Annotated in this window: 18 protein-coding genes; 6 read left to right on the top strand and 12 right to left on the bottom strand. The window is 63.6% G+C overall.

Features of this window, described 5'->3' with window-relative positions; genetic code table 11:
- Positions 1–176 precede the first annotated feature (176 nt).
- Positions 177–875: a response regulator transcription factor gene (locus IPU70_RS13205; RefSeq protein WP_207467865.1), complete on the bottom strand. Its 699-nt coding sequence runs from the start codon at positions 873–875 to the stop codon at positions 177–179.
- A 541-nt stretch (positions 876–1,416) separates the two neighbouring features.
- On the opposite strand from IPU70_RS13205, the gene IPU70_RS13210 reads away from it, so the two are divergent.
- Entirely contained in the window at positions 1,417–2,997 is a 1,581-nt protein-coding gene (locus IPU70_RS13210) for a ShlB/FhaC/HecB family hemolysin secretion/activation protein (protein ID WP_242702482.1), read from the top strand.
- 81 nt (positions 2,998–3,078) lie between these two features.
- Positions 3,079–6,105, top strand: a complete 3,027-nt coding sequence (locus tag IPU70_RS13215; RefSeq protein WP_207467869.1) for a GLUG motif-containing protein — start codon at positions 3,079–3,081, stop codon at positions 6,103–6,105.
- 107 nt (positions 6,106–6,212) lie between these two features.
- On the opposite strand, the gene IPU70_RS13220 is transcribed toward IPU70_RS13215, so the two are convergent.
- From IPU70_RS13220 to IPU70_RS13270, 11 genes are all read right to left on the bottom strand, one after another.
- Entirely contained in the window at positions 6,213–7,409 is a 1,197-nt protein-coding gene (locus IPU70_RS13220) for a fimbrial protein (protein ID WP_207467871.1), read from the bottom strand.
- A 35-nt stretch (positions 7,410–7,444) separates the two neighbouring features.
- On the bottom strand, positions 7,445–8,224 hold the full coding sequence (locus tag IPU70_RS13225; RefSeq protein WP_207467872.1) for a molecular chaperone: 780 nt from the start codon (positions 8,222–8,224) through the stop codon (positions 7,445–7,447).
- The gene (locus IPU70_RS13230) at positions 8,221–10,851 is read right to left on the bottom strand and encodes a fimbria/pilus outer membrane usher protein (RefSeq protein ID WP_242702483.1); all 2,631 of its coding nucleotides are present in this window, start codon (positions 10,849–10,851) and stop codon (positions 8,221–8,223) included. Before IPU70_RS13230 ends, IPU70_RS13225 begins: the two co-directional genes overlap by 4 nt.
- Before the next feature lie 81 nt (positions 10,852–10,932).
- The gene (locus IPU70_RS13235; protein ID WP_242702484.1) at positions 10,933–11,679 is read right to left on the bottom strand and encodes a molecular chaperone; all 747 of its coding nucleotides are present in this window, start codon (positions 11,677–11,679) and stop codon (positions 10,933–10,935) included.
- A gap of 13 nt (positions 11,680–11,692) precedes the next feature.
- Positions 11,693–12,247 carry a fimbrial protein gene (locus IPU70_RS13240; protein WP_207467876.1) on the bottom strand — a complete coding sequence of 185 codons (555 nt, stop codon included), beginning with the start codon at positions 12,245–12,247 and terminating at the stop codon, positions 11,693–11,695.
- 326 nt (positions 12,248–12,573) lie between these two features.
- Positions 12,574–13,380 carry a winged helix-turn-helix domain-containing protein gene (locus IPU70_RS13245; RefSeq protein ID WP_207467878.1) on the bottom strand — a complete coding sequence of 269 codons (807 nt, stop codon included), beginning with the start codon at positions 13,378–13,380 and terminating at the stop codon, positions 12,574–12,576.
- Between the two features lie 35 nt (positions 13,381–13,415).
- Positions 13,416–14,429 (bottom strand): fimbrial protein, encoded by a 1,014-nt coding sequence (locus IPU70_RS13250; protein WP_207467880.1) that lies wholly within the window; start codon positions 14,427–14,429, stop codon positions 13,416–13,418.
- 41 nt (positions 14,430–14,470) lie between these two features.
- Positions 14,471–16,975 carry a fimbria/pilus outer membrane usher protein gene (locus IPU70_RS13255; protein ID WP_207467882.1) on the bottom strand — a complete coding sequence of 835 codons (2,505 nt, stop codon included), beginning with the start codon at positions 16,973–16,975 and terminating at the stop codon, positions 14,471–14,473.
- A gap of 17 nt (positions 16,976–16,992) precedes the next feature.
- Positions 16,993–17,775: a molecular chaperone gene (locus IPU70_RS13260; protein ID WP_242702485.1), complete on the bottom strand. Its 783-nt coding sequence runs from the start codon at positions 17,773–17,775 to the stop codon at positions 16,993–16,995.
- A gap of 111 nt (positions 17,776–17,886) precedes the next feature.
- Positions 17,887–18,417, bottom strand: coding sequence for a fimbrial protein (locus tag IPU70_RS13265; protein ID WP_207467884.1), 531 nt, complete (start codon positions 18,415–18,417; stop codon positions 17,887–17,889).
- Between the two features lie 175 nt (positions 18,418–18,592).
- On the bottom strand, positions 18,593–19,027 hold the full coding sequence (locus tag IPU70_RS13270) for a hypothetical protein (RefSeq protein ID WP_207467886.1): 435 nt from the start codon (positions 19,025–19,027) through the stop codon (positions 18,593–18,595).
- A 142-nt stretch (positions 19,028–19,169) separates the two neighbouring features.
- Here IPU70_RS13270 and IPU70_RS13275 point away from each other — a divergent pair, with 142 nt between their 5' ends.
- From IPU70_RS13275 to IPU70_RS32985, 4 genes are read left to right on the top strand one after another with little or no spacing between them, the layout of a single operon-like run.
- Positions 19,170–20,798, top strand: a complete 1,629-nt coding sequence (locus IPU70_RS13275) for an ATP-binding protein (protein ID WP_207467888.1) — start codon at positions 19,170–19,172, stop codon at positions 20,796–20,798.
- A gap of 23 nt (positions 20,799–20,821) precedes the next feature.
- The gene (locus IPU70_RS13280) at positions 20,822–22,501 is read left to right on the top strand and encodes an ATP-binding protein (RefSeq protein ID WP_207467889.1); all 1,680 of its coding nucleotides are present in this window, start codon (positions 20,822–20,824) and stop codon (positions 22,499–22,501) included.
- Positions 22,502–22,512: 11 nt separating this feature from the next.
- Positions 22,513–23,142 (top strand): response regulator transcription factor, encoded by a 630-nt coding sequence (locus IPU70_RS13285; RefSeq protein WP_207467890.1) that lies wholly within the window; start codon positions 22,513–22,515, stop codon positions 23,140–23,142.
- Between the two features lie 25 nt (positions 23,143–23,167).
- Entirely contained in the window at positions 23,168–23,566 is a 399-nt protein-coding gene (locus IPU70_RS32985) for an Hpt domain-containing protein (protein ID WP_207467891.1), read from the top strand.
- The last annotated feature ends 60 nt before the right edge of the window (positions 23,567–23,626 follow it).

Consider the following 23,626-nt stretch of genomic DNA (forward strand, 5'->3'; position numbering starts at 1 on the left):
TGGCGCTGTGGGTTGTTGGTCACTACTTCAACATTCTTCATCGTCAGCCGGCCACGCAGGCGTGGCAGGCCGTTTGACATGGATCAAACGGATAGTGTTTGGCGGTGCGATGTTCTGCGTTGTCGACATTGCACAAGAGACGGATCTGGCCGCGTCCTCAAGAGCAGCCAGGGCGCTCAGGACCCCAGTCCGTACGCATCGTCAAGGGGGCTGGCGAAAGTCTCCGGAAGCAAGAACTGATCGAGTGAGGCTGTGTTGCCATAACGGATCAGATCCGCATCGCGTGCTATGCCCAGCTTTCGCATCGCGCTGCGTTTCTGCGAACTGATCGTCTGTACGCTGCGGCTCGAAATCCGCGAGATCTCGGTGATGGTGGTGCCAGCGCAGAACAGGCGGACGATTTCCGCTTCGCGGCGCGTGAGCCGCGGCTGCGCCGGGGAAAGCGATTCGCGGATGATCATGTCCTTGATGGTTGGAGAGTAGTAAGTCCGACCCCGCATCATGGCGTGTATCGCTTCGATAATGTGGCGGGTGGAGTCGGCCTTGCTCAGTATGCAGAGTTTCTTCTCGGTCAGCAGAGCTCGCAGCAGCGTGGGATGATCGACCATGGTGAGCACGGCGACGTGCAACTGTGGGAAGCGCCGGCGTAGCAAGCCTATGAGTCCCAGGCCATCGCCATGCTTGCCGCCGGGCATCGTGTAATCAGAGACCACCACGTCGCAAGGCTGCGCTTCCAGCAGCGTCATCAGATCCGTGGAGTCGCGGGCACAGCCGATGACCTCGATGGTGGGATCGCGGGCGAGCTCATGGCTTACGCCCAAGGATACGATGGGATGATCGTCGGCGACGATGACCCGGATGCGGCTATGACACATTTTCTCTATCCCGTTCAACCAAGATCCGCCCAAGGAACCGTCAGCGTGCCGAAGGCCGCTCGCGGCTCGAAAGCTTTGGCCTATGCATAAAGCGTCACGTGGGCGCGGCAGGCCTCTTGATGCCGTTCATCGACATACTACCGTTGGCTGGCGGCGCCAAGAATAGGACAAGTACGAAAATGACCAGCGCCTAGATCTGCCTCATGCCGCCGAACGTCAAATCGTAGTTATACGAGCCCTGTTTCGTATTCCCCCCAAAGCCCGCCGCCCGCCCGCTGCGTATTCTGCCCGCCACATGAACGCCACCTGCCATGAGCAGGCAAACGGCGAATGCCTGGGAGGAAGAGTATTCCCCAGGCCGAAAGACGGCAAAGGATGAGGAATGGAAGGCGGGCAACCCGGAAAGAGGCGGCAAGGCCATGTTGGCGGCTGGCATAGGAATCTGTACGCGAGCGGGGCTGCGATGTGCCGCGGCGGACTGGCCCTGTGCGCGGTCGCCGCGGGGGCCGCCTGGGCCCAGGTCCCGGATGCGGGACGCGCCATGCGCGACCTGGAATCGGCGTTGCCCGCCATGCCCGCCGCCACGACGGCTCCCGACGTAGAGTTGCCTGCGCAGCAGCGGCCCGCGATCGAGTCGGACGTGGAGGACAGCGGCCTGTCCGTCGTCGTCAAGCAGTTCCGCGTGGAAGGCAATCACGCCATCGACGAAGCTGTACTGATGGCGCTGCTGGCCGATCTGACAGGCGCGGAACTGACGCTTGCGGGCTTGCGCGCAGCTGCCGATCGCATCACGGCCTACTACAACGATAAGGGCTATGTGCTGGCCCGCGCCTACCTTCCACCGCAGGACGTTGACGCCGGCATTATCCGCATCGCGGTGCTGGAGGGCAGCTATGGCGAGATCAGCCTGGAAAACCGTTCAAGGGTCCGCAATGCGGTGCTGGAGCAGCCGCTTGCCACGCTGCGGCCGGGCGAGGCCGTGCAGGCGCGCGAGCTGGAGCATGCGCTGCTGTTGCTGAGCGACCTGCCTGGCGTGACGGTGAAAGGCACGCTGCGGCCTGGCGCCCAGGTAGGCACTACCTGTCTGCTTGTCGACGCGGACCCGGGGCCCCTCGTCTTTGGCAGTGTGGATGCGGACAATTTCGGCGGCTACTACACCGGCGAGTACCGGTTGAGCGGCAGCGTCGGCGTCAACAGTCCCCTGGGCCTGGGCGACCAGCTCAACCTGCGGCTGTTGAGCAGCGATCGCGCACAGCGCTACTACAACGCGGCCTATCAGCTGCCGCTTGGCCCTTGGTCCACGCACCTCGGCGTCGGCATGTCGCGCATGAACTACGAGCTGGGCAAGGACTTCGAGTTGTTGGAGGCGCATGGCCGCGCCGACGTCTCGACCGTGTTCATTCAGCAGCCGCTGGTGCGCAGCCGCGGCGCCGGCCTGCGCCTGCAGTTGCAGTACGAGCACAAACGTCTGGCCGACAGCATGGACCTGTTCGAACTGACCAGCCGCAAGCGCGTTGGGCTATGGACCGCAGCCTTGGCGGGCAGTAGCGAAGACGGGTGGCTCGGCGGCGGACAGACTGTCGTGCATCTGGCCTACGGCCGTGGCCAATTGCGCCTGGGCGACGCGCAAGCCGAGTACGCGGACAGCCAGACCACGCGCACGGCCGGCTGGTTCGCCAGGACCAACCTGTCCGCCAGCCGATTGCAGAACCTCGCTGGAAGATTCCAGCTGTTTGGCCGGGTGGATGCGCAATGGGCTTCAAAGAACCTGGACAGTTCGGAGAAGTTCAGCCTGGGCGGCCCCTACGGCGTGCGCGCCTATCCGCTGGGAGCTGCCAGCGGCGATGAAGGCTGGCAGGCCAGCGCGGAATTGCGTTACCTGCTGGCTCCCGGTTGGCAACTGAGCGCATTCGCGGACCAGGGCAGCGTGCGCATCAACAAATACGGCTGGACTTCAGAGGGCAACCGTATCGATCTGGGCGCCGCGGGCCTCGGCGTCACGCAGTTCGGCTCCAGACATCAAGTGGCTCTGACCGTGGCTTGGCCGATGGGCCGCCGGTTGCCGGCCACGCAAGCCGACCAGGAGCCTCGCTTCTGGATTCAGGCGTCCCGTTATTTCTGAAGCTACGCGCAGCGCGGGGAAAGTTTTCTTAACCGGCTTAGTCCGTCATTCCGTCGGATCCGCCATTCTTTTGAGGCAAGCATGAACAAGATATACGCATTGGTATGGAGCGAAGCCAGACAATGCTGGAACGTGGCACGCGAGTCGGTGCGCCGTTGCGGTAAGGCGGGGGGCGGCCGGCGTGGCAGCGTTGCGGTGTTGGCATTGATCGGCCTGGCAGGCCTGTCCTCCGTACATGCGGCCCCTACGGGCGGTACCATCGCGGCCGGCAATGGCATAGGCAATATCCACACCACGCTGGACCAGAAGCAGGTATCGATCAATCAGCACACGAAAAAGCTGATTATCGACTGGAACAGTTTCAGCATAGGCGCGGACGAACGCGTCAGCTTTAACCAGCCCGACGGCAGCAGCATTGCGCTGAATAGAGTGAATGGTCTGTCGCCCAGCTCGATCCTGGGGCGGATGGACGCGAACGGCCAGGTCTTCCTGGTCAACCCCAACGGCATCGTCTTCGGCAAGAGCGCCGAGGTCAACGTGGGCGGTCTGGTGGCATCGACCAAGCTGCTGTCCGACGCTGATTTCAACGCGGGCACCTATCGCTTTGTCGGCGGCTCCGATGCGTCCGTGCTGAATCAGGGGACCATTTCCGCCGCGGACCGGGGCAGCGTTGCGCTGCTGGGCGCCAAGGTGAGCAATCAGGGGGTGATCCAGGCGCGGTTGGGTCGCGTCGCGTTGGGCGCGGGCAACGACTTCCGTGTGAACTTCGATGGCAACGGGATGCTCGACCTGCAGGTGAATGGATCCGCACTCTCCGCCCTGGCGGAGAACGGCGGCCTGTTGAAGGCTGACGGCGGCCAGGTTCTGATGACCGCGAAAGCCGCCGGCGCCGCGTTGCGGACGGTGGTCAACAGCCAGGGCATCATCGAAGCCAAGACTTTGCAGGGGCAAAGCGGAAAGATCACGTTGGACGGCGGCTCCGACGGTGTAGTGGTGGCGGCAGGAAGGATGAACGCCGGCGCGCTGGCCACGCCTGGAAACGGCGGCACGGTGGAAGTGCGCGGGCAGCAGGTCGCAGTGCGCCTGGGCACCGAGGTCGACACGAAAGCCTCGAACGGCGAGACCGGAACCTGGCGCATCGTGTCCGGAGAAGTCGGCGTGCAGGATACCGCCACATCGCCCAACGTCACGGTGAACACCAGCACTCTGAGCAGCAGTCTGGCAGCCACGAATATCGTACTGGAAAGCACTTCCGGCGACGTGGCGCTCGGTGGCGCGATGGCATGGAGCAGTGGCAATTCCCTCAAGCTGGTTTCCGCGCGCGATGTCGCCGCCAATGGGACGCTGACCGCGAGCGGCCAGAACGCCGCGATCGGCATGTCTGCCGCCGGCAAGGTCATGCTTAACGGCAAGACCGTGGTCAGCGGCGTCAACGGCGCGCTGTCCCTGGATGCGCCGCAAGGCTATGTCCTGGGCGACGACGCCACGGTCACGCTGTCGGGCGCGGGTGCGTCGTTCCACGCCAATGGGCAGCGCTACTCGGTAATCCAGAACGCCGCTCAATTACAGGGCATCGACAGTAACCTCGCCGGGCTGTATGTCCTGGGTGTCAATCTGACCGGAACGTCCACGATCCAATCCTTGGGCGGCGCCAACGGCATCTTCTCGGGTACCTTCGACGGCCTGGGCAACACGCTGAGCAGCTTCTATATCACCGGATCGGGCCCCCATGTGGGTCTGTTCGCCGCGTCCTCCGGCGACATCAGCAATCTGAAACTGGCATCGCTGCGGGTCAACGTTCCTTCCGGCGGCGGAGCGCCCATGTCTATCGGCGCTCTAGTGGGACGCAACACCGGTTCGATCCAGAACGTATCGACGAGCCTGGTGAACCTTACCGGCAGTTCGTATCGCAGCAACGTGATGGGCGGACTGGTTGGCACCAATGCCGGCGGCAGCATCGATCGAGCGACGGTCGCCGGCACGGTGCGGGCCGGATCCCAGACGGTTGCCATTGGCGGACTGGTGGGCGAAAACCTGAATTCACGCCTGACCCGGGGCACGATCACCCGCAGTACGGCGCGTAACGCGGTTTCGGGAACCATCCTGGGCGGCGATCTGGGCGGCATGGGTGGATTGGTTGGCGTGAACCGCGGCTTGATCGAGGATTCGTCGAGTCTGATGGATACGACGGGTTCCGGAACCGGGGCCAATGTTGGCGGCCTGGCCGGCAACAACATCGGCGGAGACATTGAACGCTCGTTCACGGCAGGCCGCGTCCAGGGCGGCTCCAGCGGCAACACAGGCGGTCTGGCGGGCCTGAGCAGCGGGAAAATCTCCGATTCGATCGCCTATGGCGCCGTCACGGGTTCGACCGGCAATGCCACCGGGGGAGCGGTGGGACAAAACCTCAGCGGCGGATCCCTGCTCAACGTCAAGGCCAGCGGCGCCGTGACGGACTACTACGGCGTCAATGTGGGCGGCCTGGCTGGCGTCAATGCCGGTCTCATCGATACCGGAGAGGCGAGCGGCAACGTAAATGCCGGCTATCACCGCGCCGGGGGCAAGGTGGGCGGCCTGGTGGGCTACAACATCGACACCATCGAAGCCTCGGTTGCGCGCGGCCAGGTCACGGGCGGCAGCTCCGGACATTCGGGCGGCCTGGTCGGCTACAACGCTGGCGCGCTGCGGGTGGTCAACGCCAGCGGTGACGTGACGGCCGGGCAGAGCGGCGCGGTGGGTGGGCTGGTTGGTTCCAACCACGGCGTGATTACTTCGGCCACGGCCAGCGGCAATGTCCGCGGCGGCGCCTATGGCCGCATTGGCGGCGTGGTGGGCGAGAACGGCGATACCGGAGAGGTCTTGCAGTCGTCTGGCGGGGGCGCGGTGAGCGGCGACCGCTACGCTTATCTCGGTGGCATCGTGGGGTACAACCAGGGCCTCGTTTCCTATTCCAGCGCCAGCGGGAAAGTGAACTTCTTGAACGGCTATGGCCAGACCTACGGGGGCCTGGTTGGCTTGAACTATGGACTCCTGACTTCCAGCAGCGCGTCTGGACTGGCGTCTCTGGTGCAGCCTGTCGGCCTGAACTACGGAATCGTCGAGTACTAATCAGCAGGGCATGAAAATAGGCCATGGACGGAAACGTCCATGGCCTTTTTCATGGCTGTCGCGACGTCGGATGGATAGCCTTCCGACGTCGCGGCCCGCGGCGGGTTTCAGGGGAACTCGAAGGTGAATTCGGCGCTGCCATCGGCGATGCCGCCTGCGACCGTGCCATTGCTGGGCGCCGTGCGGATGTAGTGCGCTCGCAGCGGCAACACCGCCTGGTCGCCGATGCGCCGCATGTCGTAGGCGGTGCCGTATCTGATCGGCGCATTGCTGAGATCGTTGACCATGGCGATACCTATGCCTTGAGCCGTCTCAGGACCCGGCTTCAAGTTCAGCACCTGCGGGTCCGGGTTCTGGCCGTTCTTGTCGGCAAAGGTGATGGTCGGCTTGGCTGCGGCGCTGCATTGGCTGAGCGCGATGGAGAACTCCTTGGACGGCGAGGTGGCTCCAGGCGCGTCGAAGGTCGAGATCGGCCACTCCCCCAACGCCACCGGAATCGTCCGGTAGGCGCCTACCTCGCACTTGTTGGGCACGATCACGCCGGAGCCTCCTCCCAGTCCGATGATGCCCGTGCCCTGATAGGTAAAGGGCTGGCTGCCGCAGACGTTGGGAATGGCGGGCGACCACGAGGGAAAGTTCAGGATGAGATCGCCGTATCCCACCATGCCCTGTTGGTAGTTGACCGTATAGAGCATCAGGGTGATGTTGGGATCCACCCCCGTCACCTTCAATTCCCCGCTGGGCAGGTTGGCTGGGGCGTCGGTCAGCACAAGGCGCTGGATGTACTCGGTAACGGTTGAGTTCGTCTGCGATGGCGAGCCGGAGGTGTCGTAGTAGACGGGACGCTTGTCGGTGACGGCGGGCGCCGCGCTCGGCCGGATTCTTCTTTCTACCCCGTCCGCGCCCATGACGGATATCTGCAGTCCGATGCCGGGCACATTGGTCCGCGCCGTGCCGTCGGACGTCACGCCGACATTGGGTCCCCACTGTGCCGCCGCCACCAACTCGTGGAGCACGTTGACGGATATGCCGGAACCGAACTGGAAGCTGTTGAAAAGTCCGGCACCGCGTTCGAAGAGGACGTCGCCGACCTGGGATGAACTGGTCAGCGGCTTCACCTCGCGCCACGGGCCCCCGCCCTGGTTCGACTGGGTGCATTTGATGGCCGGATGGGTCATGTTCATCTCGCCGCGGGACGGGGCGCTCTGCAACGCCATCAGGACGGCCAGCAACACCGTGGCGGGCCGGCCAGAAGGCTTGGGCGCGCGTCGTGGACGGGCGCCTGTTTTCTTGTGTCTGCACATACGATTTTCTCCTGGATGCCGGGACCAGCCCTGGCTCAATCTGCGGCCGAGAGCGTCGCGGCGCCTCGCACCAGGTCACCGGCATCGCCGGCGGCCTCGTAGCTCAGCGTGGCGGTCCCCGCCTGGGGTTTGTGCCCTGCGGGCAGCGTGTATAGGGATGTGGCGTAGGGCGCCAGCGTCAATCCGTCCATGCGCAGCGGACCGTCCCTGGCGGGAAGCTCGATCCGTGCCAGCGAGACAAAAAAGGGAGTCGGGTTGCGAGCTTCCAGCTGCCAAGACTCGTCGGTGTTGCCTGTCGCCTGGTATTTCCACGTGATTTGCGCGGGCGCCTCCTGAGGACTGCCTTTCAGCCCCGGCGGCCGGAATAGCACCTTCATCCGCAGCCTGAAAGACAGTTGCAGCCGATTGCGTTGTGCTGCCGGTTGCGACGGGATCTCGAGGAAATTGATCCAGAACACCGACTCGCGGTCTGTCGCCAGGGGCTCGCCCGTGTAGCGCAGTTCCAGTGCCTTGCGTTCACCCGGGTCCAGCCGGTAGACGGGAGGCGTCAGCACGAAGGGGACGGGCAACTCGCTGGGGTCGGTGCGCGTTTGCGCGCGCTCCTGGTCCAACCAAGCCTGTACCAGGATGGGCGCATCCTCCGAGTTGCCGGTGCGTATCGTCAGTGACTTGGCTTGCGCCGGATAGACGAAGCGCGTTCCGATCACGGTCAGGCCGGCCTGCGCCGAGGCGGCCATGCCGGTCATCAGCAGGCAGGCGGCAAGGCCTGCGGCGCTCTTGCGGGCAATCGCGCCGCCCGATCTCAGCCCTGTCATCGCTGCGCCAGCGGGCCGGGGGGGGCGGACTTGACCGCGTCCGCCGGAATCGATTCGCAGGTCAGGGAGAGCTCGTCGTAGCCCCGGGCGCGTTGCGGTGCGCGTTCGGGCAGGACATAGTCGATGGCGCAGCGCTGCTGCGCCCCGGGTCCCCATTGCACGGTGATGCGGCCCTGGTCCTTTTCCACGCGCATGACGATGCGGCTGCCCTGACCCACCGCGCCCACCGACTTGCCGTCGTCGGCGTCGATGACTTCCGCGCCGAACGGCAGCACAGCGCCGTCGGCTTGGCGGCCGGTGATCAACACGGGACGCGCCACGCGGGTGGGGTAGGACAACAGCACGACCGCGCCGGCGCGGGGCGCCACGTTGCGGGAACTGGCCTGCAGCTCCACGTCGTCCGGGATGCCGAGAGGATCGATGTCGATGGTGTTGAGCTGGTACGGGCTCAGGCTGGCGACGACGCCATAGCCCCGGCCGTCCAGCCTGTCGCCGCCGTATCCGATCTGCGCGCCTGCGGCGTGGTCGGCGCGCACCAGCGCCACCGTTTCCCCCAGCGTCTGCGAGAACGTCACGCCGCCGGCATGGGCGAGCACGCCGCCGGACGCGTTCAGTGATGCCTGGCGGTAGCCGGATCCTTGCGAGACGCCTGCGGCGACCCAGGCTTGCGGCAGTCTGTAGCCGATGTTCGCGCTTGCAGAGTTGGCGTTCTCGCTGCTGGCGTGCGAAGCCGACACGGAGTACGTGCCCCGGTCTGACTCGCCCATACTGCCGGCAACCGAAGTCGTGATGTTGGAGCCTGCGCGGGAATCCCCGCTGTAGTAGGTGCTGAGCGTGGGGGCGCCGCGCACGGCCGGGCCCAGCGGAATGGAGAAATTCACCGTGACCAGGGTGGAAGTGTCGCGGCCGCCGCCCGTATAGGAGTCCCGGGTGCCGAGGTTCTGCATGCGCTGCACCCCCAGGGAATAGGTGAGATCGCGCCAGCGGTTGCTATAGCCCAGCGCGAAGTTGACGGTATTGCCGTGGCCTTGCCAGTATTGGATGGCGGAGCCGGACAGATAGATGTTGCCGCCGTCCGCGCCCAATTGCTGGCTGATGTTGGCATCGAGCCGGCCGCGCGTGCGACCCACGTCGCCGTACCAACGGTAGCGCTGCGGCGTGCCTTGCAGTGCGATGCTTTCGCGCAGGCCTACGAAGCCGCTGGTGGAATAGCGGTAGGCCAGCAACGAAAAGTTGGTGCCGCTGTTGGGCAGGTTCTTGCTGTACGACAGACGGTAGCTGGCGCCGGTGCGGGTGCCTTCGTCCGGTAAGTCGGCGCGGGATAGCGTGACGTCCGCCGCGAACGCTCCTATCTGGGTATTCACCGCGGCGCCCGCCAGCGCGGAGCCATAGTGTCCTGTGAACGCCAGGCCACCGTAGCCCGTGTACATGTCTCCCAATCCGCGCTTGAGCGTGCCCTGTATCACGTATTGCGAGCTGCTGCCCATGCCCAGGTCTATCGCCCGTCCCGCCGTCAGGCTGTAGCGGGTGGCGCCAGGCCGCAGCAGCTGGACCGTGGTGGCGAAGGGAACGACGAAGCTGCGCGAACTGCCGTCCGCCTCGACGATGCGCACGTCCAGGTCGCCGCCATATCCCGCGGCTTGCAGGTCCTCGATCGCGAAGGGGCCGGGCGCCACCGTGGTTTCGTACACGAGGTAGCCGCGTTGGTACACCGACACCTGAGCGTTGCTGTTGGCGGTGCCACGCACGACCGGCGTATAGGAACGCAGCGAGCTGGGCAGCATGCGTTCATCGCTGGCGAGCTGCACGCCGCGGAACGACACGGATTCGAACAGGTCGCCGTCGGTGGAACTCTCGCCCAGCAGCAGCTGCGACTTCCATGCCGGCACGTCGGTCTTCAGGTAGGTATAGCCGCGCTGATAGCTGGCGCCATGTCCGGGAGACCAGGTGGCGCTGCCATAGTGGCGCAGGCGAAATGCGCCCACGTTGAGGCCGGCGTTCAGGCCGGCATAGCCGCGCGTGGTCCGGGTGTCTCTGCTTTCCGACGTGAAGATGTTGCTGTTGTAATTCAGCAGCGCCGCCGTTACGCCACTTTCCCAGTTCGACGGGTCCACGTAGGCGCCAGCGCTGGAAAGACGCAGGTAGTACTTGGGCACGGTCAGGTATAGCTTCTGCTCGGCCACTTCCAGTTTTACCTGTGCGCCGGGCACGTAGCGCGCAAGTTCGCCGCAGGCTGTCTCATCGCTCAGAGCGAGCATGCCGTCACCGCGCGCGGCCTTTTCCACGTCCAGGCCCAGGCGCTGCAGCAGGGCGCTGTCGTAACAGGCCGTGGCGCCATCGTTGCCAGCTTGTTGGCGGAACAGAACTTCTTCCAGGCCACGCCACTGGCCGTTGATGTACACGTCCAGCCGATGCAAGCCCGGTTCCATGAAATTGCCGCGTTCGAAGCGGGCGGTGTCGATGGCCGTTCCGCCCGCGCCGTGGAACATCATCTGCGGATCGAAGAACGCTTGCTTGCCGTGTACCGGCGCGGTCCAGGCTGCCGCCGCCAGCAGGGCGGCCCAGACGCCGGGCGCGGATCTGGAGGGTGTCGCGCGCCGTCTCGAGAGACGAGCGGGGTCTGGCAAGCGGGCCCAAGCCCTTGCGTGTGGATATTCCATTGGGACGTGTCAGTTCTATGGTGCGCCGGCGCAAGCCGCGCCAGGTCTTTATTCGGAAACGACTTTTTCGGCCTTGTTGGCGCCGCCGTAATCGGTGATGACTTCGTACTGGACCGTCACCTTTCCTGTCGGCCTGCTTGCGTGCGACGGTATGTCGAAGCGCGTCTTGTCGAACGGCGCGACCATGCCACCGGAAAGTTCGGTGCGCTTGCCGCTCGCGACCAGATCGATGCTCGCAAAGGAAACGTAGTAGGGGGTCGGGTTGGTGACTTCCAGCGCCTGCCCGCCCCGCGGGCCAGGCTGAAGCTTCCAGGTCAACAGACCCGGCGCGGCCTGCACATGGGGGCGCAGCGAGGTTGGCCTGAAGAACACTTTGATGCGGGACCGGAACTGGAAAATCAGCACATTGGTGTCATTGGGGTCGCGCGGCGGCGTTTCCAGGATGTTCAGATAGAAGAGGCTTTCGCGGTCCGTGGGCAAGGGCTCGCGGGTATAAGAAAGCCGCAGTACCGCGCCGCTGTCCGGGTCCACGCGCACGACAGCGGGTGCCAGGACGAAAGGCACGCGCATATCGGCGGGCGGGGTGTCCGCGCTGCCGTCGTCGAGCCAGCTCTGGGCCAGGACAGGACCGCTGCCCGCATTGCGGATGGCCAATGTCACGTCCCGGGTATCCGGTGAAACGACCAGGCGGGTGCTTTGCAGCACAAGCCCCGCCTGGGCCGGAGCGGCCCAGGCGCACAGGGTCATGGCGCAAGCGGCCGCCAGGGATGAAACGATGCGTGCTACAGACGCCATGACCGGCTCGCGCTTAGTTGTAGGACAGCAGGTACTTGATGCTCGAAGCACCCGAACCCGCGCCTGCCGAACCGCCGACGGGGACGTACTTGGCGGCGTACTTCAGTTGCGCCGTGCCGCCGGTGATCGTGGCGACCTGGGGGGTGGTTTCCGAGCCGCCGATGGGGATGAGCGTGGTATTGCCAGCGCCGTTGTTGCGGATCTGAATTTCGACGTTGGGGGCACGGTCGCCGTCCAGCAGCGCCAGGTTGCCCGCGGGCGTGCCGTTGGTCGGATCGAACATGATGCGAACCTTGCGGCCGTCGGTGCAGCCTGCGCCACCCGCCAGATTCAGCTGGAACTCGGCCTCGACGGCGTTGCCCAGAGTGACTTCCTCCGGCGTGGGCGTGCCCAGTTGGACCGTTTGCGTGTTGCCCAGGCCGGGCGTGTTGCCGTTGATGTCGCAACCGGGAGCGCGGATCACGCCCATGAAGTTGATGACGCCATCGACAGCGTGGGCGGGGACCGGGGCGAGCATGGAGAACAGCGCTCCGGATGCCAGGAGGGAGGCGACGATACTGCGTTTCATGTTGTGTATTTCCTTAGAGGCTTGGCTTTCCCGAGGGCGATCGGAATCGACCCCGACGCAGGCCGGACGGGGGTCCTTGGGCGTTGGAGTTGGAACGATCTGTCGGGATTTCTTTAAGACCGGACACCGCTTTACGTCGGCATCCAGGCGGTTCGTACCCGCCGGCGACATGCGCGAATCTGCGCATGCCGGCGAGTACGGGTACTGTATGGGGCAGGGCCGGGAAATTTAGTCGGAAGACATCGATTTCCGCGTCTGAGGAATACGAAATTTTGTCGGGCAGGAAACGATCGTCGCCGTTGCGGCGTCGCGTTGGCCGGCCGCTGCTAGTTTGCGTTGCTCAGCGGATGAACAAAGGTATAGCCCTGCCCATAGCTCGTGCGCAGCGGCAGTTCGATTCCCGCCAGCCGCGCCCGGCGGCGCAAGCGGCCGACCACGCTGGAGACGATGGCGCGCTGCAGATGCACGGGGCGGCCTGCGGCATCCGGCCAGACCTCGCGGTGCAGGTCGGCAATGCTGCGGTACTGGAAGTCGTGGCCGCTCAGGCACGACAACAGTGCGTATTCCTTGTTGCTCAGCGCAATCATGCCGGCGCTGTCCGGCGCGCGCAGCGTCTTCTCAGCCTCGACCAGCGCCCACTCGCGAACCGGCGTGACGCGGACGCTCGCGACGGTCCCCGCCAGGGCCCGCCGCTGTCGTGCCTGGGCCTGCGCCTCCGGCGCGGGCATGGCTTCGCGCTGCAGGCGCGTGCGCAGCGCCGACGACAGGCGTTCCAGGCTGCTCAGCGCCGCCAGCAATTCGTCGATGCCCGCGTCCGAGGACAGGCAGGCGTCGGCGCCGGCGCATATCAGTTCCGCCCTGGTATTGGAGGAGTCATGGGCGGTGATCATCAATACCAGCCCGGCGACGTAGGGGCCGCGGCGTGCGTACATCATCGAGGCCAGCCATTCCGCGCTGCCGTGCATGACGACATAGTGCAGGCCGGGTTCGGCAAGCTGCTCCTGCAATCTGGCGGCGGACTGAGTCAGGCATACCATCTGGGCGCGATCGCCCAACCCCTGCACCAGCGCCGCGGCCGGTTCTATCGCATCGACGCAGACATGGACGGTGTGGTTGAAAGCGGTTTTCTTCATGATCGATGGCCTGTGGTTCGTGGATTCGAAGGGGCTCATTTGTATTCAAGCGTGAAGGTTGCCGTGCCGTTTGCGACACCCGCGGTCACCTGGCTTGCGGTCTGGTAATAGCGGGCATGGAAAGGCACGTCATAGACGCCGTCCTTGGAGACGCCCACCAGGGCGCTTTGGCCATAGGCGACCGGCTGGCGGTCCTTGTCCAGGATCTGGATGCCGACCCCGGTCGCGGCATTGGCATCGGGGCTCAGGGCGATCACGCCCGGCGTGCCCGAAGCGTCGGGCTTGGCGTCCATGCGCAGGTACACGGAATTCAGTTCCGGCTTGGCTTCGCGGCAATTCAGCTTGATGTTGAAGCTCTGTTCCGCCGCCGTGCTGCCGACCGAGCTGAACAGGTTTTTCCAGACCTTGCCCAGCCGGACGGGAGGAGTGGGAGCGGCGGTGCACGAAGGAGTGATGATCGAGGTTGTCCTGCCGTCGATCCGCACGCGCAAGGCCTCTCCTGGCGCGTCTTGCGCGTACAAGCTGGCGTAAAGTCCTGCTTCGAGAGCGCCGTTGCCGGTGGTGGGGCTGATCTTGAAAAGTTGGACGTGAATCCAGCCTTTGGGGCCGATAGTGCCTTCCGTGCCTGCGTGATCCAGGCCCCAGCTGTAAGGGAAATAGAAGCTCCCGACATGGTCGCCTGGACGCAGCCCGATACGGATGCCGATGCCTGGGATGTTTGTCCGGTAGATGGAGGTGTCGTCCACCCGTGAGCCCATGTGAATGGATCCCATCGCCTTTCCGCCGCCGTCACTGCATCTGAGGAGCGCGCCGTCCTTATGACTGATGGGGTATTTTCTGTCGGCGATGGGGTCGACTTTGCTTTGTCCCCTGCCCGGTGGCACGAGTATGTTGCCGAGGTTGATATTGATCACATTCTGAGCGATCCCTGGTCCCAGGGTGCATGCCGCTTGGCTCTGCGGCGCATACGCGCCCAGCATCAACGCCAGGCACGAGAGCGCCAGCATTGCGGCTTTCTGTCGTCCTTTGACGGCCCGAGTGTTTTTCATTCTTGCTTCTTCCTATCGCATGCAATTTTCTGGAGCACGCCTTACAGGCACGTGTAGCTAACTTCGCGTATGGGAGTGGGACGGTCTTCTTCAGGCAGGCGGTACGACACGCCGCAACTGTCGCTGGCGCCACGGCCCCAGACGATGCGCATCGTTCCTGACTGCCGTGCTCCGGTCACGAAGGCTTGGCCGTCCGGCCCCACGATGCCGATCTCCTCGCCCGCCTCGTTGTCGATGCGCGCGCCGAACGGCACCACGCTGTTGTCCTTGCGGGTCAGCGTCATCATCAAGCGATAGCCCACTACCGTCTCAAACCCTGCCTGTATCACCGCGCCGCGGGTGGGCACCAGATTCACCGCCGCGTTCCTGACTTCGATGGTGTCGCCTAGGTCGGCGGTGCGCATTGCCAGGCGATTGGAGCGATACGGGCTCAGGCTCGGCACGATGGCGTAGCCGCTGGCGTTGGTGCTGACGCCGGGATGCGATTCGAAGCGCACATTGTCGGCCGACGGTGCGCGCACCAGCGCCACGGTTTCGCCCAGGGGTTGGCCAAGCGTTACGCCTCCGGCATGCACGACGATGCCGCCTGACAGGCCTGCGTTGATCTGGTTGAAATTCCGTCCCTGCGACGCGCCCAGGTCGAAGCGGCCAATCCTGGAAAGGTAGCTGGCGTCGCCGGTGCTGTTGGCGCCGTTCTGGTTGGAAGTGGTGGCCGTAAGGTGGTAGGTGAGCTGGTTGTCTTCGAGCGCGGAGCCGGAAACCGCGGCTGCGTGACTGGTCTCGCCATTGTTGCCGGTGGTCAGGGAATAGGTGGCGCTGCTGCGCGAGGCACCCAGCGGAATCGATAGCGACAGCATGACCCGGCGGTTTCTCGAACTGTTGACACCGGTGTTCATGTCGACCATGACGTTGTAGCTGACCTGTCTGTAGGAGCCGGCGTAGGCGACCTGGATCATCCGCTCCTTCTGATTCGTCTGCCAGTACGACTGCTGACGCGCCGTCGCGTAGATCGATCCCCATGAGCCCAGCGACTGATTCACGTCGAACCGTAGTTCGTTACGACGGCTGGGTATCCTGCTGCCGCGCTCGAAATCGTCGATGCCGGTCGATTCGCGAAAGGTTCGGTAGCCGCTGGTGGAATAGCGGTAGCCGGCGAGGCTGAAGTTGGTTCCGGATTCTTCGAGGGATTTGGCATACAGGAAGCGTATGGATTGACCCTGGGTTTTCAAGCGCTCGGTGGAGGTGCGCGCATGCGTCAGGTCCAGAGAGACCGCACCGAAACTGCGCAGGTTTTTGCCCACGCCAACCACGCCGGATTGATAGATGCTGGCCGCAGTGACACCGCCATACAACGAGAACTCCTGGACCAGGCCGCGCGCTGCCGTTCCCTGAAGGAAGGTGGGCTCGCGTTCGTTGGAACCGTAGGCGTTGCGGTAACGTCCGGCGGTGGCGCTGTAGCGCCAGGTGCCTTCGCGCAACAACGTGGGCACGGAGGCATAGGCCTGCACGTACCGGTTCTGACGGCCATCCGATTCCGTGATGGTGACTTCCAGATCGCCACCGGAGGAGGAGGGGTACAGGTCGTCCAGCACGAAGGCGCCGGGCGCGACATAGGCGTTGTACACGATGTAGCCGTTTTGTCTGACGGTGACGAGGGCGTTGGTCTGGGCAATGCCGCGTATGGTCGGCGCGTAGCCTTGCATGCTGTCCGGCAGCATGGAGTCGTCCGAATAGACTTGCACGCCGCGGAACGGCACGCTGTCAAAAAAATTGCCTGGCGTATAGCCGTCGCCGAGCAGCAGTTGACCGTTGATCGAGCGCAAGTCGCGCTGCAGATTGGTTTCCAGCGACTGCCATTCTCCGCGTCCGTTGGAGCCGCGGTTGTAGTTGGAGGCGTGGCGCAGGCGCCAGTCGCCGAAGTTCAAGCCTCCGCGCAATCCAGCGTAGGCCATGTAGGGCGATTCGGCGCCGCGGCTGGACGAATTTTCCCCGCCCTGGCGCGACATGTTGAGCTGATAATCCAGCAGACCCGAGGTAATGCCCTTGTCCCAGCGTGACGGATCGACCGAATCCCGCGCCGAGCGCTTGAGCGCGGCTTGCGGAATGCTCAGATGCAACCGTTGCTTGCCGCCGTCGAAGCTCACGGCTGCGTCTTGCACCAGGGCGGGCAGGTCCACGCAGGCGCCATCCGCGCCAGCGGATTCGGGCAATGCGGCCATGTTGACGCCCCAGGTCTCCAGTTGGCTACGGGTCAGGCAGACCGAGGGCTGCTTCTGGCCTTCCTGGGTCTCGATGAGGATTCTGCTCCTGCCCATGGACTGATCGTTGACGAACACGTCGGCCAGGTACTCGCCAGGCAGCACGCTATTGCCGAAACTGAAGATGGACAGGTCTGCCTGCGGCTGGTCTCCGCCTGTGCCCAGGAATTCCTGATTGAAAACGGTACCCGTCGGTTCGGCGGCCTGGCCCGAGAATGAGGCGAGACCCAGCAACAGCGATGCCAATGCCGCGGTAGGGGGCATGCGGCCCTGCGATACGCCAATCATTGCATTAGCTCCGGGCATTAACGGCTTGTGGCAGGCGCGACGGGCTCGGCCTTGACGTGGACCGGGACTTGCGCGCTGGGCACGCGGACTTTTTCCTCGGGGGTCTCGGCGCCGTAGTCGTTGATGGTCGTGAACACGACGTCCACGTCCCGGGGCGCGGATAGCCCGGACAAGGGGTACTCGAGCACACCGCCAGGCGACACCATTCCGCCGTTGATTTCTTGTTGGCCGCCGTTGATCGTCAGCGTGGCGAAGGTGACGTGATAGGCGGACGGATTGGCGATCTTCAGCACGGCACCCCTGCCGCCGGAGGCGACAGCCCATTGCAGTTGCTGACGCTGTTCGCCAGGTTTGCCTGCCAGGCCCGAGGGCCGGTAGAACAGTTTGATGCGGGTGCGCACCGCGATCTGCAGCACGTTTTCGTCCTGGCTCTTTTCCGGGATCTCCTTGACGTTCAGCCAGAACACTGATTCGCGATCGAGTGGCAGATTGCCGGCCAGGCGCAGTATGCGCAGCATGTTTTCCTGGCCCGAATCCAAGCGCGATAGCGGCGGGCTGGCCACGAACGGCGCCTTGGTATTGCCTTCGCCGGCATCGATCCAGGCCTGCACGACGTAAGGAGACACGCCCGTGTTCTTGACGGGAATGGAGGACTCGCGGTCCTTCTCGTTGAAAATGACGCGGGTGCCTCCGACCAGCACGCCGGCTGCCGCATTGGCGTGGGCCAGCGTGGCCGCTAGGGCGAAAATCATGAAGGGCCGCGCCTTGAGGACGAACCGTTGCGCGATGTCTTTCAGCATGAGAGTCTCGATGTTTTGCTCGCAAGCCAGCCGGTTCCCGAAGAACCGCGTGCTGCGAGGATGCTGGCGGCCAGCCCCTTTCCAGAGGGGCCGGCGGTCTGGCAAAGTGGCCTACTTGTAGTTCACCGTGAACTGCGCAGTGGCGTTGGCGGGGCCGACGGTGACCGTGTTGGCGGTCGAGACGTAGACGGCGCCAAACTTCAGATTGTTGGTGCCTGCGCGCAGCGTGTAGTCGGGGGACTCCGCTCCCAACTTGATTTTTTTCTGTGCGGCGTCGCGTAGTTCGACGGCCACGCCGGTGGCGCTGCCAAGTTCGCCGATGCCGATGGCCAGCGTGTCCGTATTGATGGTGTCTGCCGTGCCGGTAAACGTCACGCTTGCACCCTTGGCCGTGGCGCTGCAGTTGGCCAGCTGGAGTTCGAATTGCGCGGGCGTCGAGTACTTGCCGACGGCGCCGTCCAGGGTGGTTCTAGACACTTTTCCAAGTGGGACGGTCAGGTTGGTTGCTTGGGGGGAGATGTCGCACGGCGCATCGACGATTTCGCCGACGAAATTGATGCGCCCGTCTTCGGCCAGGGCTGTTTGGGAAACAACGGCCGCCGTGGCGAGCAGGGCAAACTTGGCAATGGTGTTCTTGTTCATGGAAGTAAATATCCTGAGTCGATTAATAATCAAAAACGCCGCCTGGAGACGATTGAAAACAGATGGCGGCCGACTTTCGAAATGCTGTCTATCGGTTTTCAGGAATTAACTTCCGTTTGATCCGGTTGTTATCAACATTCAATTCGGATATTGACGAAAAGATGCGTCCAGATAATCAATTCGTCTGCTCCTCCGGATCCCGCATGCTGCATTTCGTCGGCAAACGAAAGTTAAAAGAATCAGGATTTGTGAAATGTATGAATCCTCCCTTCTTGTTGTATGAAATTTCATATGAAAAAGACGATTGGCAATTCTTGCCAATAATTGCCAATGTTGTCCGAATGAGGCGATTTAATTGGTGCTTATTGGACTGATTTGGGCCGTGATTTGAAAGCAACGTTTCGTGGATTTTGTTGGGCCGCAGATGTGTGCAAAGGGCTTGCAATATGCCTTCTGCGATAAAATCGCGGCTGCGCAGCGCATACCAAATCCCGCCACAGGCACGACCACCGACACTCCCCAGAATGAAGCCGGAAGTTCTTGCGAGCGCTATGCAGCGCAGCGGCGTCGTCCGCACCCGGCTGCCGGTTGTAGCGGCCGCGATTCTCATAGTCCTATTTGCGTTTGGCGCGCCTATCATTGCCGGGTCCTTGCAACAACAGTTGGCATCGGCCGAAACCTGGTCCTGGGTATTGAACGGAGTTCTATTTCTTGGGCTTTTGTCGGCCGCTCTGGTAATGCGACGCGCCTTGATGAAAGACCGCGACCCGCTGCGGCGTCTGAAGCAGGTCGCCAGTCTTATCGCCGCGGCGCCCGTGGACATGGGCGTGCGGGAAAAATCGCTGCGACTGGTCGGGCCCAGCGCGGGCCTGCAGCGCTTTGCCGACATCGCCGTCAAGAATGGCTGGGGCAAGCCGGAGTACCTCGACATGGCCTTCCTGTCCGATGACGAGAAGGACCGGATCCCGATGGCGCCCAACTTTGCCATCATGGTGAGCGAGTTCCAGGCCGCGGTGGCCAGCGGCGAGCCGAGAGCGTATGACTTCACCCACGAGGTAGAGGCTGTTGGCATCAAGGCGGCACACCAGGCATGGGTTTTTCCGCTGCGGGGCGCCGACGATCAAGTCATAGGCATGTTGTCTGTGGGCATGTATTTTCTCGGCCATGGTCAATCGCTGGACGATTCGGCAAGTGCGCATCGCAGGGCAGAGCGCATCAACGACATGAAGACCCGATTCCTCGCGGCGGTCAGCCGCGATGTGCGCAATCCCCTGAACGTCATGGCGGGGCTGCTGGAGATGGCTGCGCTCGACCTCGCGATGCCCCGCCAGTCGAAAGAGATGCTGGCGACCGTGCGATCCTCTGCCCAGTCGCTGCTTCAGTTGCTGCCGTCCATCGTCGATATCCACAGCATGGAGACGGGCGACCTCTTGTGCACGAGCGCACCCATTTCACTGCGCAGGGTTGCTGCGGACGTGATTGCGCTGTTCGCGCCCAGCGCCTATGAGAAAGGCATCAGCCTGACGTTGGAGGTGGCCCCGGAAGTAGCGGCCAGTCATTTGATAGATGTGCAAGGGGTGAATCAGCTGCTCAACAATTTCCTGTCCAACGCCATACGCTATACGGCGCGCGGCGGGGTCCGGATACACCTGGACGGCGCGCCAGTGGCGAATGGCCAGCAATGGGTCACGCTGTCCGTCATCGATACCGGCAGCGGCATCGAGCCGTACATACAACAGAAGCTGACGGAGTCCCGCTATGAAGCGGGTCTGAGCGCTTCTCCCGATGGCGCCGGCCTGGGCTTGCACTATTGCCAGCAGATGGTGCACCGCATAGGCGGAACCATCCACATCTCCAGCGCTGTCGGCGAGGGTACCCATGTCCATGTCCGCGTGCCGTTGGCGCTTGGCTCCGGAGAATTGAGCGACGTGGCGCAGGAGGCTGAGTCCGAATTGGTGCAACGGCCCTTCACCGGGCTGCGGATGCTGGTTGTCGAAAGCTACGCCGCCAACCGCCTGTTGCTGAAAAGCCAATTGGAACTGCTCGGCCATGAGGTCCAGCTGGTGGAGCACGGCGAGCAGGGTTTGGCGCTGGCCAGGGAAAGCCGGTTCGACCTGATTATTTGCGATAGCGCGTTGCGGGACATGGATGGTGCCGGGTTCATTCAGATGCTGCGTGCGGGTGCCGGCGAAAGCGCCACTGTTCCCGTGTTGGGCTACACGGCCGACGTGCGCATCGAGGATCGGGAGGGGGGCCGGCGCGCGGGAATGGTCGAGGTATTGGTGAAGCCTGCCAGCCTGAGGGACCTGCAACAGGCGCTGGCCTTCTGCCTGCCAGAGGCACGCACCCCAAGCGGGCTTGCGTGCGACGGAGCGGCATAGTGGTCCATCGCGAGGCTAGCGTCATGCTCACGCTTTCCGTGTTCCTGAACATGGCGTTGGCAGCGGCGCTGATCACCGCGCTGGTCTGGATCGTCTTGCGCATCCGTGGCGCCAGTATGCCGCGCGGCGAACTGGCCGGACTGGCGCGCTTGGCGGATGAGCTGCCTGTCGCCCTTTTCATCCGGGATCTCGACCTCAACCTCGTGACGCGCAATGACTCGCTCAAGGAGTACGGGGCCACTTGCCGCCGTGAGGGCTGGAGCCGTCCCCTGCATGCCGCGCTGGAGTCTTTGACCGCGCCGGCCCCTGGAAGCGATCAGCCTCCCCATCTGGAAGAGATCATCCGCGACTATCGCCAGGTGCTGGCCAGCGGCGAAACGCTGGTGCGCGAGCATGCTTTCAAGCATGATCCCGCATCCGGGGTGGCGGCGTGGGCCGCACCCTTGCGCGGGGCGGACGGCGCCGTCATCGGCTTGATTGGGGGCAACGCGCGTTTTCGCGGATTTCCCGACATGCTGCGGCAAGTGTCCGAAACCAGGTTGGGCATGGAGAGGGCCAATTTGATGAAGTCGACGTACCTTGCGTTCATCAGCCATGAAATCCGCACTCCCTTGAATGCGATCATCGGCATGCTCGAGCTGATCCTGGGGCGCGGCGGCCTGTCCGGCGACACGCGTGAGAAGCTTGCGGTGTCGCGCCAGTCGGCCCAATCGCTGTTGTCCCTGATCAGCGGCTTGATCGATATCTCCAAGCTGGAGACCGGCCATTTCCAGCTGCGGCGCAAGAATGTCGATCTGCGCGCGCTGGCGGCCGACGCGTTGGCGCCATTCAGGGCCGCCGCGGAAGCGAAGGGCCTGGAGTTGTCGCTGGACATCGAGGGTGAGCTCGCGGAGCGCCATTTTTCGGATCCGATCCGTCTCAAGCAACTGCTGGATAACCTGTTGTCCAATGCGGTCCGCTTTACGGACCATGGCCGCATCGATGTCGCGCTGCAAGCCGCGCGGTTGACGGAGGAGATCCAGTGGATCACGCTTTGCGTGGCGGACACCGGTCCCGGGATCGCCGCGGATGTTCAGGCCAGGCTGGCTGCGCCGCACTTTGAGCCTGCGCTCAGGGAGCAGGGCGCAGGCATCGGATTGGGGCTGTCCATATGTAGCGAGCTCGCGCGCTTGATGGGCGGATCCATGGAAGTGTCTAGCGCCGCTGGGCAGGGCGCAAGGATCTCGGTGCGGTTGCCGTTGGCGCTGCCGCCTTCCGCACACGCTGCGGTGGCGACGGCTCCTGCGCTCGCGACGGCCGACGCCGGCGGCCTGCGCATACTCGTCATCGACGACCATGAAGCCAACCGGCTGCTGCTCAAGCATCAGCTGCGAATGTTGAAGCATTCCGCGCAATTCGCGCAGAACGGCGCGGCTGGCCTGGCATTGGCGCAGCGGCTGGAGTTCGATCTGATCATCTGCGACTGCGTCATGCCCGTCATGGACGGCGCCGCCTTCACGGCTGCCCTGAGGGCCGGCGGCGGCCTCAATGCGGCAACGCCGGTGCTGGGCTATACCGCGAGCGAACTTGAACTCGATCTGGCTTCCGGCGCGCGGACCAGCATGAACGCCGTGCTGATAAAGCCTGTGGATTTGCAGACGCTGCAATCCTTCATCCTCGCGCACGGCAGGCGACCGCCGGCTCGTGGGACTACGATTCACTGAAGGAGGACGAGATGTCGACTGTCCTGATTGTTGATGATCATCCTGCGTTTCGTCTGGTCCTGAGGACGCAGATTGCGCTGTTGCCCAGCGCAAGCCGGATACTGGAGGCGGATAACGGGGTCGACACGTTGGCGCTGGCCAAGAGCGAGCGCCCGGATTTGATCGTGCTTGATCTGGATATGCCAAAAATGGGCGGTCTGGAGGCGATTTCCCGGATTCTTGCCGTTAATCCGGACTTGCGGATATTGGTGGTGTCGGCGCATGATCCCTCGGTCTTCGCGTCGCGCGTGGCGGAACTCGGCGCCTGTGGCTACGCCAGCAAGCGTCTGGAAATCAAGGAACTGGTCCGCTGCATCGAATCCGTGCTGGCGGGCTATAGCGTATTTCCGAACTCGGCCAAGGCGGCCGGCAACGCGGATCTGGTGGACGCCTACCAGAAAAAACTCGACCTGCTCTCCAATAAGGAAATGGTCGTCACCCAGATGCTGGCGCAGGGTTTGAGCAACAAGGAAATCGGCGACGCGCTGTTCATCAGCAACAAAACGGTGAGCACGCACAAGACCAGGATAATGAACAAATTGCAGATCGGCTCTCTGGTTGAATTGGTCGATTTTGCAAGAAAGTCGAAAATTTCGATGTAAATATCTCAATACGGCGTATTCCCGCGTGAACAATCCATCGGCTCCAGCCAATCATCCCGTGCATGAAGACGCGCAGGCCCAGGCCGTGGCGGCGCTGCGCGGCGAGCTGCTTTCCAAGGTCGGCAACGATCTGGATATCGCCGCGGAGCTGGCTCGAAGCCTGGATCAGAACCATGGGGAGGACGTCGATGCCTTGCTGCTGGCGATCGAGCAGGAGCGATGGACGGAGGTCAAGCGCAATGCGCATCGAATCCTGAACACCGCGCAATTGCTGGGCTGTGGCGCCTTGGTTGAGCTTTGCCTGCGCGTCGAAGGGATGCTTGCCAGGGAAGGCGGCCAGGCGCGTGCGGAACTGTTGGACGACTATGTGCCGGTTGTCCAAAACTTGAGCGCAATCCTGGCGCGCGTGAGGCGCACATTCTGAATCATCCTACATTTTTCGTTCCCAAAGCGCCGTAGAGTGGCGAGATGTAATTTCGCCCCA

This window comes from Achromobacter sp. SD115 (assembly GCF_017355315.1).
Taxonomy (GTDB): Bacteria; Pseudomonadota; Gammaproteobacteria; order Burkholderiales; family Burkholderiaceae_B; genus Achromobacter; species Achromobacter xylosoxidans_B.